This is a genomic window from Burkholderia sp. 9775_39 (genome assembly GCF_015712225.1).
GTDB lineage: Bacteria > Pseudomonadota > Gammaproteobacteria > Burkholderiales > Burkholderiaceae > Burkholderia > Burkholderia cenocepacia.
Genome location: NZ_JACCQC010000003.1, coordinates 279,715 through 294,211, shown reverse-complemented (window position 1 = coordinate 294,211; position 14,497 = coordinate 279,715). Strand labels below are relative to the sequence as shown.

Annotated in this window: 15 protein-coding genes; 6 read left to right on the top strand and 9 right to left on the bottom strand. The window is 68.8% G+C overall.

From position 1 onward, the window contains the following. The first annotated feature begins 44 nt into the window (after window positions 1-44). A complete protein-coding gene (locus tag H0X90_RS06460) occupies window positions 45-1,631 on the top strand; it encodes an acid phosphatase (protein ID WP_006490385.1) in 1,587 nt (528 codons plus the stop codon). 109 nt (window positions 1,632-1,740) lie between these two features. Here the strand turns inward: H0X90_RS06460 and H0X90_RS06455 are convergent, their stop codons facing one another. From H0X90_RS06455 to H0X90_RS06430, 6 genes are read right to left on the bottom strand one after another with little or no spacing between them, the layout of a single operon-like run. Beyond that, window positions 1,741-3,246, bottom strand: a complete 1,506-nt coding sequence (locus tag H0X90_RS06455) for an alginate export family protein (RefSeq protein ID WP_077191069.1) — start codon at window positions 3,244-3,246, stop codon at window positions 1,741-1,743. Then, the gene (locus H0X90_RS06450; protein ID WP_006497734.1) at window positions 3,243-3,944 is read right to left on the bottom strand and encodes a YoaK family protein; all 702 of its coding nucleotides are present in this window, start codon (window positions 3,942-3,944) and stop codon (window positions 3,243-3,245) included. Before H0X90_RS06450 ends, H0X90_RS06455 begins: the two co-directional genes overlap by 4 nt. After that, on the bottom strand, window positions 3,941-4,855 hold the full coding sequence (locus H0X90_RS06445; RefSeq protein WP_077191070.1) for a glyoxalase: 915 nt from the start codon (window positions 4,853-4,855) through the stop codon (window positions 3,941-3,943). The genes H0X90_RS06450 and H0X90_RS06445 overlap by 4 nt, the downstream gene beginning before the upstream one ends. Before the next feature lie 26 nt (window positions 4,856-4,881). Further along, window positions 4,882-5,343, bottom strand: a complete 462-nt coding sequence (locus H0X90_RS06440; protein WP_006482676.1) for a DoxX family protein — start codon at window positions 5,341-5,343, stop codon at window positions 4,882-4,884. 1 nt (window position 5,344) lies between these two features. Beyond that, a complete protein-coding gene (locus H0X90_RS06435) occupies window positions 5,345-7,237 on the bottom strand; it encodes an amidohydrolase (RefSeq protein WP_060263230.1) in 1,893 nt (630 codons plus the stop codon). A gap of 18 nt (window positions 7,238-7,255) precedes the next feature. Next, window positions 7,256-7,423: a DUF1427 family protein gene (locus tag H0X90_RS06430; protein ID WP_006498993.1), complete on the bottom strand. Its 168-nt coding sequence runs from the start codon at window positions 7,421-7,423 to the stop codon at window positions 7,256-7,258. Between the two features lie 98 nt (window positions 7,424-7,521). Here H0X90_RS06430 and H0X90_RS06425 point away from each other — a divergent pair, with 98 nt between their 5' ends. Continuing rightward, complete coding sequence (locus tag H0X90_RS06425) at window positions 7,522-8,445, top strand: LysR family transcriptional regulator (RefSeq protein ID WP_077191071.1); 924 nt, start codon at window positions 7,522-7,524, stop codon at window positions 8,443-8,445. 63 nt (window positions 8,446-8,508) lie between these two features. Here the strand turns inward: H0X90_RS06425 and H0X90_RS06420 are convergent, their stop codons facing one another. Beyond that, entirely contained in the window at window positions 8,509-9,195 is a 687-nt protein-coding gene (locus H0X90_RS06420; RefSeq protein WP_196438136.1) for a hydrolase, read from the bottom strand. 275 nt (window positions 9,196-9,470) lie between these two features. On the opposite strand from H0X90_RS06420, the gene H0X90_RS06415 reads away from it, so the two are divergent. From H0X90_RS06415 to H0X90_RS06400, 4 genes are read left to right on the top strand one after another with little or no spacing between them, the layout of a single operon-like run. Continuing rightward, complete coding sequence (locus H0X90_RS06415) at window positions 9,471-9,731, top strand: XapX domain-containing protein (protein ID WP_006482681.1); 261 nt, start codon at window positions 9,471-9,473, stop codon at window positions 9,729-9,731. Window positions 9,732-9,756: 25 nt separating this feature from the next. After that, entirely contained in the window at window positions 9,757-11,337 is a 1,581-nt protein-coding gene (locus H0X90_RS06410) for a sodium:proton antiporter (RefSeq protein ID WP_077191072.1), read from the top strand. Window positions 11,338-11,381: 44 nt separating this feature from the next. Continuing rightward, on the top strand, window positions 11,382-11,774 hold the full coding sequence (locus H0X90_RS06405) for an OsmC family protein (protein WP_006482674.1): 393 nt from the start codon (window positions 11,382-11,384) through the stop codon (window positions 11,772-11,774). A gap of 32 nt (window positions 11,775-11,806) precedes the next feature. Beyond that, window positions 11,807-12,691, top strand: coding sequence for a pirin family protein (locus tag H0X90_RS06400; protein WP_058901365.1), 885 nt, complete (start codon window positions 11,807-11,809; stop codon window positions 12,689-12,691). Between the two features lie 50 nt (window positions 12,692-12,741). On the opposite strand, the gene H0X90_RS06395 is transcribed toward H0X90_RS06400, so the two are convergent. Continuing rightward, window positions 12,742-12,939: a hypothetical protein gene (locus H0X90_RS06395; protein WP_006482672.1), complete on the bottom strand. Its 198-nt coding sequence runs from the start codon at window positions 12,937-12,939 to the stop codon at window positions 12,742-12,744. Then, window positions 12,921-14,477, bottom strand: coding sequence for a cellulose biosynthesis protein BcsG (bcsG, locus tag H0X90_RS06390; protein ID WP_077191073.1), 1,557 nt, complete (start codon window positions 14,475-14,477; stop codon window positions 12,921-12,923). Before bcsG ends, H0X90_RS06395 begins: the two co-directional genes overlap by 19 nt. Window positions 14,478-14,497 lie beyond the last annotated feature (20 nt).

Sequence of the window (14,497 nt, the reverse complement as noted above, 5' to 3'; positions counted from 1 at the left end):
CCGGTTCCCACACGCGACCAACGACGAATGAGAGAGAACATCGCATGAAGAAGCACGCCTGGATTCGCTACACGCCGATCGCCCTTGCGGCCGCGCTCAGCCTGACCGCCTGCGGCGGCGACGACGTGACGCAGCAGGGCCTGTCGGCCGTCAAGAACGTCGTCGTGATCTACGCGGAAAACCGCAGCTTCGACAACCTGTACGGCAACTTCCCGGGCGCCAACGGTCTGCAGAACGCGACGGCCGCGAATTCGGTGCAGAAGGACCGCGACGGCTCGACGATGGCGACGCTGCCGAAGATCTGGGGCGGCCTGACCGCGACCGGCATCACGCCGGCGGTGACCGAGGCGATGACGGCAAACCTGCCGAACGCGCCGTTCGCGATCGACGATCCGAACGGCTTCAACCAGTCGATGAGCATCGCGACGCGCGACATCGTGCACCGCTTCTACCAGGACCAGATGCAGATCAACGGCGGCAAGAACGACATGTACGCCGCATGGACCGACGCGGGCGGCCTGACGATGGGCCACTACACGGCCGATCCGTCGAAGCTGCCGCTGTGGAAGATCGCGCAGCAGTACGTGCTCGCCGACAACTTCTTCATGGGCGCGTTCGGCGGTTCGTTCCTGAACCACCAGTACCTGATCTGCGCGTGCGCGCCGTATTACCCGAACGCCGACAAGAGCCCGGCGGCCGGCAAGATCGCCGTGCTGAACGCCGACGGCAAGTCGCTGAAGGTCGCGACGAACTCGCCGGCTTCCGCGCTGAGCGGGCCGCCGAAGTTCGTCAACGACGGCGCGCTGACGCCGGACTTCTACGGCATCAACACGATGCAGCCGGCGTATCAGCCGAGCGGCAACAAGGCGGCAGCGGGCGGCGATCCGCTGCTGGCCGACCCGGCCAATCCGTCGACGATGCCGCCGCAGACGGCGACCAACATCGGCGACCTGATGACCAACGCGGGCGTGTCGTGGGCGTGGTATGGCGGCGCGTGGGGCCAGGCGCTGCAGGCGAGCCAGAACGGCACGTCGAACGTGATCTACGGCGCCGACCTGTCGACGCCGAACTTCCAGCCGCACCACCAACCGTTCAACTATTTCGCGAACCAGGCGCCGGGCACCGCGAGCCGCGCGCAGCACCTGCTCGACGGCGGCGCGAACGGCGCGGAGTTCATCAAGGCAATCGACGCGGGCACGCTGCCGCAGGTCGCGTTCTACAAGCCGCAAGGCAACCTGAACGAGCATCCGGGTTACACGGACGTCACGTCCGGCGACCAGCACATCGCCGATGTGATCGCGCACCTGCAGGCCAGCCCGCAGTGGAAGAACATGGTCGTGGTCGTCACGTACGACGAAAACGGCGGCTTCTGGGATCACGCCGCGCCGCCGACCGCCGACCGCTGGGGCCCGGGCACCCGCATTCCGGCGCTGATCGTGTCGCCGTTCGCGAAGAAGGGCTTCGTCGACCACACGCAGTACGACACGGGTTCGATCCTGCGCTTCATCACGCGCCGCTTCTCGCTGCCGCGCCTCGCCGGCCTGCAGCAACGCGACGACGCGCTGAAGGCGAACGGCGCCCAGCCGATGGGCGACCTGACGAACGCGCTCGCGCTGTCGCCGAACCTGTAATCGCATCGCGGTCACCGCGAACGAGCCGGCGGCGATGCCGGCTCCGAACGAACGAAGGGCGGCCTCCTGGCCGCCCTTGTTCATGGGTCCGCGTGACCGCGCGCTTGCCTTACCAGCCGTACTTCAGCTCGACGCCGACGTAGTCGGCGTTGTGCCCGCCCGCCTGCCGGATCGCATCGCCGACCTGGAAATGCACGGCCTCGAGCGCGCCGATCAGGTTCGCGGCGATCGTCCAGTCCGCACGCAGCTGCACGTACATCCCCGTCCACAACCCGCCCTTGCCCGCGGTGCCCGGCACGACCGCATTGCCCTGCTGATAGACGGCGTCGCCGGTCGTCTCGCGCCACTGGAAGCCGAGCGCGCCGAGCAGCGACAGGTTCGGCGACGGCTTCAGCGTCACGGACGGCTTCACGTGGATCAGGTTCGAGTAGCCGGTGTAGCCGGCGAGCGTGAAGTAGTAGCCGTTCGGAAACAGCGGATTGAACGTGCCGACCCGGCCATCGCGCGGATGCCGGTCGCCCGACGCCGCGTCGACCTGCAGCGCGATGCGCGGCGACCACGGCGCGTCGAGCCGGTAGCCGGCGATCGAACCGACGGCCCATGCGGCGATCGTGTCGTTGCCGACCGTGCCCGTCTGCAGCATCGTTTCGAGGTCCCAGTCGAAGCGGCCGTGCGTGCCCGTGTAGCGGACGTCCCACACGTCGCGATGCTCGGGGCCGCTCGCGTCGAGGAAACGCCCGTGGCCACGGTTGTAGCGCGACCAGTAGCCGGACAGATCGCCCGGCCCGACCGACTGCCGCTCGAAGCGCACGCCGCTGAACGTGAGATCGCGATTCGACACGTCGTCGAACGTGGACACGGTACGGTTCTGCACCGGCTGCGTCGCATACGCGATGAAGCGCCACTTCCGATACTCGTAGTCGACCCACACCGCATCGAACGCCTGCCGCACGTTCGGGCCGTCGCGCGCGGCGATGAAGCGCTGCAAGTCGAACGCCATCTCCTGACGGCCGACGCGGAACTTCAGCGTGCCGCCGCCGAGCGCGCCCGTGTAGGTCGCGAACGCCTGTTCGAGATCGAGCGGATTGCGGTCGACCGGCGCGATCGTGTTCTTGCCGAACGCGCGCGCATCCTGCAACTGCACGAAGAACTGCCAGTGCCGGCCGAGATGCGCATCGGCATGCACTTCGACGCGCTGGATCAGGTACGTATCCGATTGCGCGGCGCCGATGCCGAACAGCGGCGCGTCGTTGGTTTCGAGCCGCTCGCGCAGGTTCACGCCGAGCGACAGATAGGAGGACGGATCGTTGCCGAGCGCAATGGCTTTCAGCCCGTCGAGCGGCGCGCGCGGCACACAGGGATTCGCGAGCACCGACCAGTCTTCCTGCCAGCGGTTGAACAGGACGGCGGGACGCTTGGCCGGGCACGTCGATGCGCTGGTGGCCGCGAGCGCCGAGGCCGACGACGCGGTCGATGTCGGCGTCGACGCCGACGCGGCTGCCGTTTCCGCGAACGTCGCGTCGGCGCCCGAAAGCATCAATCCCGCGACGATCGACACGCGCGCGGCCCGCTCGAAGTGGCGGCCGCGGCGCCCGCTTCGCCGACGCTCGATCATGCGGGCTCCCGCGGGGTCGTGCCGGCCGCTGGCGACGCCGCCCCCAGCGCCAGCGCCGCCAGCGCACCGACGGGCGCGAGCAATGCGAGAAACCCGACCGCGCGAAACCCGAGCGCGCCGCATGCCGCGCCGAGCGCGAACGCGACGATCGCCGGCAGCATCTTCGCGAAGCGCGCCCGCGCCGTCGCACGCGCGCTGTCCGCCGTGCCGGGCGACAGCATGTCGACGGCATCGAGGATCGCCTGCGTCACGTTGCCCGTCATCACCGTGTTCGGCACGCCGCCCGCGCGCGCGATCACGCGCGGATGCGCATTCTGCACGCCCATCGCGAACGTGCCGACGATGCCGGCCACGAGCGCCGGCAGGCTGTCCGGTTGCGTGACGGGCGTCGCCCACACGCCGGCCGCGCAGAACCCGAGCAGCAGCACGGCCTGCACCGCGTGCAGCATGCGCGTGCCCTGCCAGGCCGGCCGCGCGGCCATCGACCGCGCGATCAGGCTGCTCGCGATCACGCCGCACACGAACGCAGGAAACACGCTGAGCTTCAGCACGACGCCCTGGCCGAAGCCCGCGATGCCCGCGCCGATCAGCACGAAGTTGCCGGTGACGTGCGCGGTGAACAGCCCGAACAGCGCGACGAAGCTCAGCGTGTCGACGAAGCCGGCCACCGCGGCAAGGATCGTATCCTCGTGCTTCATCGCGCCGCGCTCGCGTGGATCTCGGCGACGTAGCCGCCCGGAAACTGCACGAGCGCCGCGTCGCGGCCGTCCGACGTGAAGGCCGGCACGAGCACCGTCACGCCCGCGGCCTGTGCCTGCTTCAGCGTCGCGGCGAGATCGGCCACTTCGTAGCCGGTCATCTCGCGGCCGAACGGGTAAGGCAGGTGACCATCGGTCGCGAGCACGGTCATCTTGCCGAAGCCCGATTCGATGCGAATGCGGCGGTACTTGTCGTTCGGCCGGCCGATTTCGATGCCCGGCGCCTTCAGGTCGTCGGACACCACCTTGCCCTTCGAGAACTTGACGAAATCGTGCACGAACTTGCGTACGCTCTGCGGCGACACGTACACGCGATTCTCGGGGATGGTCTGCAACGCGTCGTAGTGCGGCGCCTGGGTATGCCAGTAGAGCTGCATCTTCACGTCGCCCGCCCACGCGATGATCGCGTCGCGGCCGATCGGATCGGGGAACGTGTCGACGATCACGTCGGCGCCGTGCTCGCGCGCGGATTTCACCGCGACGTCCATGTCGGTCACGAGATAGCCGGTGCGTTCCGCGCAGAACGGATACGGGATCGGGGTCTTGAAGCCGAACACCGAGATCGTGCCGACCGGCGTCAGCACCAGCTGCGACATCGTCTGGCTCGGCGTCGGCGTGACCTGGAACACGCCCTGCTTCGACTTCGTGCCGCCGAACGTCGCGACGAAGCTGTCGGTGAAGCGGTCGAAGTCTTCCGGCGCGACGCACACGTGGGTCGTGTCGTACTGCGGACCGACCGCCACCGTCGGCGCGACCGCCGGCGGCACCGGCGGTTTCGCGAACGCCGCCGGCGCACCGGCAAGGCCGCCCGCGCACATCGCGGCGAGCAGCACTGAACGAATCGTTTTCATGAAAGGCTTTCCTGATTGTTGCATCGTCATCGATTGGAGCGGCCATCATCGGCCGCGTGCGGTGCATCGGCGAGCCGGGTCGCGAGCACGAGTGCCGCGATCAGCCCGAGATGCTCGAAAAAGCTGTTGAGCGCCATGAAGTGCTCGGCGCCCGTCCGGTTCCAGAAATCGTTGGCCACGGCCATCGCGACCAGCGTCAGCATGCCGAGGCTGCCGGCGCCGAGCCACGTGAAGCGGTTGAACACCACGCACAGCGAGCCGGCGATCTCGACCGCGATCGCCAGCGCCGCCCACAGCGCGGCCGGCTGCAGGCCGAAATGCGCCTGCTCCGCCACCGCGCCGTGAAAATCCAGCGCCTTCGCGACGCCGCCGATCAGATACGCGGACACCAGCGCGAGCCGCGCGAGCGGCAGCACCCCCGGCTGCGCGAGCAGCGCGCGGACCCACGCCGGATTGCCGGCGCCGCCGCGGTGGGTCGGGGCCGCCATGTCAGACCGCCCAGCACGAACAGCCGAACGCGCCCCAGAAGCCCTTCGCGTCCGACGTCGGCAACGCGCGGCCCCATGCGCCCGCATGCGCATGCCCGTGCACGTTGCACGCGCTCGAACAGCCGCACGCCGCGGCGGCCGCTGCCGCGCGCTGCAACGGCGCGCCGTTGCGCTGCGTCGCGCCCCAGCCGCCATAGCCGCCGTACTCGCGCACCGGCGACCAGTCGGGCATCGCCGGCGGAATCGGCGCGTCGTGCGACGCGAACGGCCCCGCGCCCCACACGATCTTGCCGCCGACCACCGTCAGCAACGCGCTCGTGTCGACGATATCGTCCTCCGCGCAGGTGAAGAAATCGCGATCGGGGACCATCAGGTCGGCCAGTTGCCCGACCGCGATGCGCCCTTTCTTGCCCTCTTCGTTCGAGAACCACGTCACGTATTCGGTCCACATCCGCAGCGCGGTTTCGCGATCGAGCAGGTTGCGCTGCGGATACATTCTGAGGCCACCGACCGTCTTGCCCGTCACGAGCCACGCGAGCGACACCCACGGGTTGTACGACGCGACGCGTGTCGCGTCCGTGCCGGCCGACACCTTGAGCCCCTTGGCGAGCATCTTCGCGACAGGCGGCGTCGCCTCCGCGGCTTGCGCGCCGTAGCGCTCGACGAAGTATTCACCCTGGTACGCCATCCGGTGCTGCACCGCGATACCGCCGCCGAGCGCGGCGATGCGGTCCATCGATTGCTCGGAGATGGTTTCCGCGTGATCGAAGAACCAGTTCAGCCCGTCGAGCGGAATGTCGCGGTTCACCTTCTCGAACACATCGAGCGCGCGGCTGATCGTTTCGTCGTAGGTCGCGTGCATGCGCCAGGGCCAGCGGTTCTGCGCGAGCACGCGCACGACGCCTTCGAGATCGTCTTCCATCTGCGCGGGCAGGTCCGGGCGCGCGACGCGGAAATCCTCGAAGTCGGCCGCGGAAAACACCAGCATCTCGCCCGCGCCGTTGTGACGGAAATAGTCGGTGCCGTCGTGATACGTGACGCTCCTGGTCCAGTTCACGAAGTCTTCCTTCTCGGCATTCGGCTTCTGCGTGAACAGGTTGTACGCGATCCGCACCGTCATCTCGCCCGTGTCGTGCAGCTTGCGGATCACTTCGTAGTCGTCGGGATAATTCTGCGAACCGCCGCCCGCGTCGATCACGCCCGTCACGCCCAGCCGGTTCAGCTCGCGCATGAAGTGACGCGTCGAGTTGTACTGATACTCGAACGGCAGCTTCGGGCCTTTCGCGAGTGTCGCGTAGAGGATCGTCGCGTTCGGGTTCGCGAGCAGCAGGCCGGTGGGGTTGCCCGCGTCGTCGCGCAGGATCGTGCCGCCCGGCGGCTCCGGCGTGTCCTTCGTGTAGCCGACCACCCGCAGCGCGGCCGCGTTCAGCAGCGCGCGGTCGTACAGGTGCAGGATGAACACCGGCGTGTCGGGTGCGACTGCATTGAGTTCGGCGATCGTCGGCAGCCGCTTCTCGGCGAACTGGTGCTCGGTGAAGCCGCCGACCACGCGCACCCACTGCGGCGCGGGCGTGATCGCGACCTGGCGCTTGAGCATCTCCATCGCGACCGCGAGCGACCGCACGCCGTCCCAGCGCAGCTCCAGGTTGTAATTCAGGCCACCGCGAATCACGTGCGTATGGTTGTCGATCAGGCCCGGCAGCACGGTGCGGCCGTCGAGGTCGACGACCTTCGTCGCGCGGCCCGCGAGCGGCACGATCTCCGCATTGCCGCCGACCGCGACGAAGCGGCCGTCCTTGATCGCGACGGCGGTCGCGACCGGGTTCGCACGATCGAGCGTCGTGATGCGCCCGTTGTGCAGGATCAGATCGGGTTGGGTATCGGTTGCGCTCATGAAATGTCCTCGATGCGGTCAGAAGCCGAGCCAGTGACGAACCGGCGCGATGGCCTGCGCGCCGGCCAGCATGCCGGCGAGGCCCACCAGCGCGATCAGCGGCGGTGCCGGCGAGCGCACCCTGATCACGCTGTACACGACGCCGATCAGCACACCGGCGCCCAATGAAATTAGATAAGATTCCATAACGTTTTTTCTCCCGGCCGGATTAGAATCACCGGCATCGCGAGGCCGCCTGCGCGGCGCATCGCATCCGTTTCGCTTCCCTGCCATTCACGCCGACCATGCAACACCTTCCTGATCTCGAAGCCTGGGCCATCTTTGCGCGCGTCGCGGAGACCGGTTCGTTCGCGAAAGCCGCCGACCTGCTCGGCGTATCGCAACCCACCGTGTCGAAGGCGATCGCGCGCCTCGAAAAACGCCTCGGCGCGATGCTGCTGTACCGCACGTCGCGCAAGCTGTCGCTCACGCCGACCGGCGAACTGCTGCGCGACCGCGCGATCCGCCTGCTCGCCGATGCGGAGCTGATCGAGAACGAAGCGTCCGCGCAGGCGCTCGAGCCGCACGGCCTCGTGCGCGTGAATGCGCCGATGTCGTTCGGGCTGCGCCATCTTTCGCCGGTGCTGCCCGCGTTTCTCGAACGCTATCCGCGCGTCGACATCGATCTCGTGCTCACCGATCACATCGTCGACATCGTGTCGGGCGGCTTCGACGTCGCGATCCGCATCGCCGAGCTGAACGATTCGACGCTGCGTTCGCGCCGCCTCTGCGCGGTGCGCCGGCCGCTCGTCGCATCGCCCGCGTATCTCGACCGGCGCGGCCGCCCCACGCATCCGCGCGACATCGAACAGCACGTGTGCCTCACGTACACCAACTTGCCGACCCCCGAGCACTGGCGCTTCCGCCATCCGGCGTCGGGCGACGAAGTCGGCGTGTCCGTCCGCGGGCGCATCCGCACCAACAACGCGGACGTGATCCTCCCCGCGCTCGTCGGCGGTCACGGCCTGGCGCTGCAGCCCGAGTTCCTCGTGTGGGACGCGATGCAGCGCGGCGAGCTCGAGGAAGTGATGAGCGACTGGAAGATCGCGGACATCAACGTGAACCTCGTCACGCCGCCCGGCATGCTGCGCGCCGCGCGCGTGACGGTGCTGCTCGACTTCCTCGCGGAACGCTTCGCGCACGCGCCGTGGGCGCTGCCCGCCGCCTGAACGCGTGATGAGCGGTGGCAGGCGCTCGCCGCCTCCGGCGCGGCCAGCGCGGCCGCCGGCCCGTTACTTCGCGGGCACGGCCCGAATCGACTCGTGCGGCGTCGCGGTGCGCTGCGGCGCCTTGTGGACCATCGTGTACGCGTAGTCGACGCCCATCCCGTATGCGCCCGAGTGCTCCTTCGCGATCGCCATCACGGCGTCGTACGTGTCGCGGCGCGCCCAGTCGCGCTGCCACTCGAGCAGGACCTGCTGCCACGTGACCGGCACCACGCCGGCCTGCACCATGCGCTGCATCGCGAAATCGTGCGCGGCCTGCGACGTGCCGCCCGACGCGTCGGCGACCATGTAGATCTCGTAGTCGCCCTCGAGCATCGCGCACAGCGCGAACGTCGTATTGCAGACCTCGGTCCACAGCCCCGACACGATCACCTTCTTGCGACCGTTCGCGGCGAGCGCGTCGCGCACCTTCTGGTCGTCCCACGAATTCATCGACGTCCGTTCGAGCGTCTTCTGGTTCGGGAACACGTCGAGCAGTTCGGGATAGGTATGGCCCGAGAAGCTGTCGCTTTCGACCGTCGTGATCGTGGTCGGGATGTCGAAGACCTTCGCGGCCTTCGCGAGCCCGACGACGTTGTTCTTCAGCGTCTGGCGATCGATCGACTGCACGCCGAACGCCATCTGCGGCTGCTGGTCGATGAAGATCAGCTGGCTGTTGTGCGGCGTCAGTACTTCAAGCTTCGGGTTGCTCATGGCGAATGGGGTCCTGTGAACGGAAAAAGGGAGGCCTGCCTCGACCGTGAAAACGGGAGGAGCCTGGTGTGCGTCGACGCCGGATCGTCATCCGGGCCGAAATATTTAAGCCGCAAACGCACGGCGCGAACACCCAAGAAATGGAATCGATCCGATTCCTGAACGAATGCCCGTTCGGGGCTGCCCGCCCTTTTTTTCTTCACGCAAACCCGCTACGCTTTCAAGTTCTTGACGGCATGCACCGCGCCGCCCGTCGGCCCTCACGGAAGCTCACCATGAAACCGTATTTCCTGTCGCTGATCGCCGGCCTCCTCGCGGGCGTCATCTACGGCGCACTCGGCGTGAATTCGCCGGCGCCGCCGCTCATCGCGCTCACCGGCCTGCTCGGCATGCTGGCCGGCGAACAGATCCTGCCCGTCGCGCGCCGGATGTTGTCCGGCCATCGGCTGAACACTGCATGGCGCGACGCACAGTGCAGCCAGCACATGTTCGGCGCGCTGCCGGGCGGCGCCGCGAACGACCGCAAGCCTTCGTGATCCACCCCATCGCCGCCGGCCGCGCATGACCAACGTCGAGCTGTTCCATTACCTGCTGCTGTTGATCTGCGGCGCGGGCGCCCTCACCTGGCTCGCCGAGCGGATTTCGATTCCGCCGGCCGTCGTGCTGCTGCTCGGCGGCTGCGTGGTCGCCGTCGCGGGCAAGCGCGTGCCCGACATGGACCCGGCGCTGCTGCTCGCGGCCGTGCTGCCGCCGCTGTTGATGTCGAGCGGGTTCTACACCGCGTGGAAGGAATTCCGGCAGGAACTCGCGTCGATCGCGTCGCTCGCGCTCGGCGCCGTGGCGTTCACGACCGTCGCGGTCGCGCTCGCCGTGCATGCGGCGAACCCCGCGCTGCCGTGGGCCGCGTGCTTCACGCTCGGCGCGATCGTGTCGCCGCCCGACGCGGTCGCCGCGAAGGCGATCCTGCAACGCCACCCGCTGCCCGCGCGGCTCGTCGCGGTGCTCGAAGGCGAAAGTCTCGTCAACGATGCGTCGGGCCTGCTGCTGTACCAGATGGCCGTGTCGGCCGCGCTCGCCGTGTCGATCACGGCGGCCAGCGCCACCGGCCTGTTCTTCTCGCTCACGCTGATCGGCATCGCGGTCGGCCTCGCGTGCGGCCACGCGATGTGCTGGGTGCTGCCGCGCCTGCGCGATCCGATGCTCGGCATCGTCGTGACGTTCGCGATGGCATGGGGCAGCTACGGGATCGCGGAAGCCGTCGACGGCTCGGGCGTGCTGTCGGTCGTCACCTGCGGGCTCGTGCTCGGCGTGCGCCAGCATCGGGTGTTCAACGCCGACATGCGGATCAAGGCGAAGGCGACGTGGGAGGCGATCGTGTTCGTGCTCGACGCGCTCGTGTTCATCCTGATCGGCCTCGCGCTGCATGCGATCCTCGCACGCGTGAACCACGAAGGCGCGGTGCTGGTGGCCGGCCTGCGGGTCGCGCTGCCGGCGACGGCCGCCGCGATCGGTGCGCGCGTCGTGTGGGTGTTCGTCGCGATGTGGCTGCCGGGCCGCCTGCGTGCGCGGCGCGCGGGCCACACGCCGTGGTCGTGGCGCGAAGCCGTCGTGCTCGGCTGGTCGGGCATGCGCGGCGTCGTGAGCCTCGCGGCCGCGATCGCGCTGCCCGCCAACTTCCCCGGCCGCGACCTGATCCTGTTCAGTACCTTCCTGCTGATCATCGCGACGCTCGTCGTGCAGGGCGGCACGCTCGCGCCGCTCATTCGCGTGCTGAAGCTGCGCCCGGCCGCGCGCCACACGATGTCCGAACATGCGGTGCGCGCGCACACGTTCGGCGCGGCGCTCGCCGAACTCGATACGCTCGGGCAGCACGGCTCGGCGCTCGAGCAGCCGTCGCTCGACCGCCTGCTCGCCGAATACCGCAACCGCGTCACGTTCAACGAACGCGCGCACCGGCAAGGCGCCGAACCGGCCGGCGTGCGCGCCCGCATGCTGCGCGTCGAACTCGAGCTCGTCGGCATATCGCGCCGCGCGCTGCTCGACCTGCATCGCGACGGCAAGGTCGACGACGCGGTGCTGCACCGCATAGAATCGGAACTCGATTTCGAGGAGCTGCGGCTGCAGCGCCTGCTCGAACCGTAACGTCCGGCCTGCCCGGCCCGTCCCCTTTCCCACCTGGAACCGCAATGAGCGAACTGTCCGTCGAAGCGAGCATCGGCTCGGTCGATTACCTCGTCCACTTCACCGACGGCGTCCATCAGTGGCGCGCCGACGAACCCGCGTCGCTCGGCGGCGGCGATGCGGCGCCAACGCCCGTCGCGCTGCTGCTGTCGAGCCTCGGCGCCTGCACCGCGATCACGCTGAAGATGTATGCGCAACGAAAAGGCTGGCCGCTCGCCGAAGTGCACGTGAAGCTCGCGCACGAATCGGGCAGCGCCGGCAGCACGATCGTGCGCCGCATCACGCTCGACGGCGACCTGACCGACGAGCAGCGCGAACGCCTGCTGCAAATCGCGAACGCGTGCCCGGTCCACAAGATCCTCACGCATCCGATCACGATCGACACGGCGATCGCCTGATCGCTGCCCGCCACCGTCACGAGATTCCCGTCATGTCCGCCTCGATCAAGACCCTGCTCACGCCGCGCGAAAGCGACATCGGCAACCTCGTCGTGCGCCGCGTGCTGCCCGCGCGCGCCGCGCGCCTCGTCGGCCCGTTCATCTTCTTCGACGAAATGGGGCCCGCGGTGCTGCCGGCCGGCCGCGGCATCGACGTGCTGCCGCATCCGCACATCGGGCTCGCGACCGTCACTTACCTGTTCGACGGCTCGCTGATGCATCACGACAGCCTCGGCTTCCGGCAGAAGATCGTGCCGGGCGACGTGAACTGGATGACGGCCGGCCGCGGCATCGTGCATTCGGAGCGCTCGCCCGACGAGGATCGGCCGCGCGAGCAGCCGGTACACGGCATCCAGACCTGGGTCGCGCTGCCGGTCGAGCATGAAGACACCGCGCCCGCGTTCGTCCACCACGCGGCCGACACGCTGCCGTCGTTCACGCGCGACGGCGCGACCGTGCGCGTGATCGCGGGCACCGCGTTCGGGCTCGCGTCGCCGGTCGCCGTGTTCTCGCCCACGCTTTATGCGGTTGCGGAATTCGCGTCGGGCGGGCAGCTCGCGCTCGATGCGGAGCACGACGAACGCGGCGTATATCTCGTCGACGGCGACCTCACCGTCGACGGCACGCCGCTCGCCCCGGCGACGATGGCCGTGCTCGAACCGGGCGCGACGGTCGCGCTCGCGAGCGCGCACGGCGCACGCGCGATGCTGCTCGGCGGCGCCCACCTGCCGGGCGAGCGGTTCATCGAATGGAATTTCGTGTCGAGCGACCGCGCGAAGATCGACGCGGCGCGTGCCGCATGGGCCGATCAGACGTTCGGCAAGGTGCCGGGCGAAGAAGGCGAATGGACGCGCCAGCCGGAACGCCGGACGCAGTAAGCGGCGCGCCCCGCCGACGACGGCCGGCCGCCACGCCGGCCGTCGTGCGTTTACCGCTTCAGTCCCATCAGCTTCGCGAGCGTCGGCCAGCGATCGAGCGACGCATCGAACGCGCGGCGCGCCTGTTCGTCGACATAGCGTTCGGGATCGAGCGCGGGCAGATGCCGCGCGAGGCCGATCACGTCGTTCGGTTGCGACAGGCGCTCGTCGTCGCCTTCGCCGGCGATTGTTACCGTTCGTCGATCCATACGCCATCCGGAGTTTTCACCGCGTAACCCGCGGCCGTCTGCATCGTCACCGTGCCCTCGTTCTCGCCGATCATCCGCGTGCGCGGCAAATCGGCCGCGTATTGCGCGAGCGTCGCGCCCGGCTTGAACGGGCTGTTCGACACGAGGTTCGACAGCAACTGCGCGAGCGCGAGGAAGCTGGTCGGCTGCTCGATCACGGTCGTCGCGCCGTGGTTGCCGGCGAAGCCGACGAGCCGCACGCCGACCGGCCCGTGCACGATGCGCGGCGTCGGAATCTCGCGCAGGCCCGCGACCTGGTTCTTGTCGCCGCGCAACGCGGCGCCGTGCTCGGGCACGAACACGATCACCGCGCGGCGGCCCGATTGCGCGATCAGGTCGGCGAGACGATCGAAATCGGTCATCATTTTCGTCGCGCGCTGCGGATACGAGTCGATGCTCGTCAGCGCGCTGCCGACGACGCGGTTGCCGTCGTGCAGGCTGATCGTGTTGTAGTACAGCGCGACCGGCCCCGGCACCGCCGCACGCTGCGCGTACCAGTTCGCGAGCGTCGCGTAGTCGTCCTTGATCGCCGAGCCGTCGAACGCGTGCATCGCGACGGGCGCGGCCGCGTTCGAGATCATCGGCGCATCGGGCACGCCGATGTTGTCGTGGATCACCTGCAGGAAGTTGTCGAAATGGCCGTCGTGGTTCAGCAGCGACTGCACGGTGTAGCCCGCGCCCGCCAGTTGCGAGAACAAATGGCACTGCTGCGGTGCGGGCTTGTACAGGTCCGCATGCGCTTCCTGCCCGCAGCTCGCGCGCAGCACGCGGATCGCCGCCGGGCCGCTATAGCTCGCGGCCGTGCTGAAGTTCGTGAACAGGTAGTCGAAGTGGCTCAGCATCGGGTGGTTGCGCACCTTCGCCGCATCGAGGTCGTCCCAGGACAGCGAGCAGATGTGCAGCACGATCACGTCGAACTGCGCGGCCGGATCGCTGCCGAGATGGCCGAACGCGACCTGCCGCTGCGATTCCTGCGCGCGGAACGTTGCGAGCGCCGCGTTGTGGTCCTCGGGCTGGTCGACACGCGTGGCGCCCGCCACGTTCGCCTGCGGCTGGGCCGGCGCGACGACGCGCGCCATCAGCCCGCTGCCGGCCTGCCACAGCGGCATCACGATCAGCACGGCCAGCACGAACGTCGCGACGCGCAGCCAGCGATTGACGATGAAATAGACGATCAGCACGCCGACGATCGTCAGCGCCAGCACCGGCGGCAACAGACGCGGCAGCAGTTCCATCCAGTAGTCGAGGCGGAACGTGCTGACTTCGCGCGCGGCCTCCGCGAGACGGGCGAGCGGCGGCGCATGCAGCTCGCGCGCGAGCAGCGGCACCGCGATCGCGATCGCCACGACCTGCCGGACGATGCGCCACGCACGCGCGCGCAGCGGCGCGCTCGCCGCCAGCGCCACCGCGAATGCGAGGTTCGCGAGCCAGAACGGCTGCAGGTGCCCGGTCGCGAACAGCGCGAACTTCAGGATGAAATACAGATTCCAGAACGTCATCTAACCCACTCCATGATGCG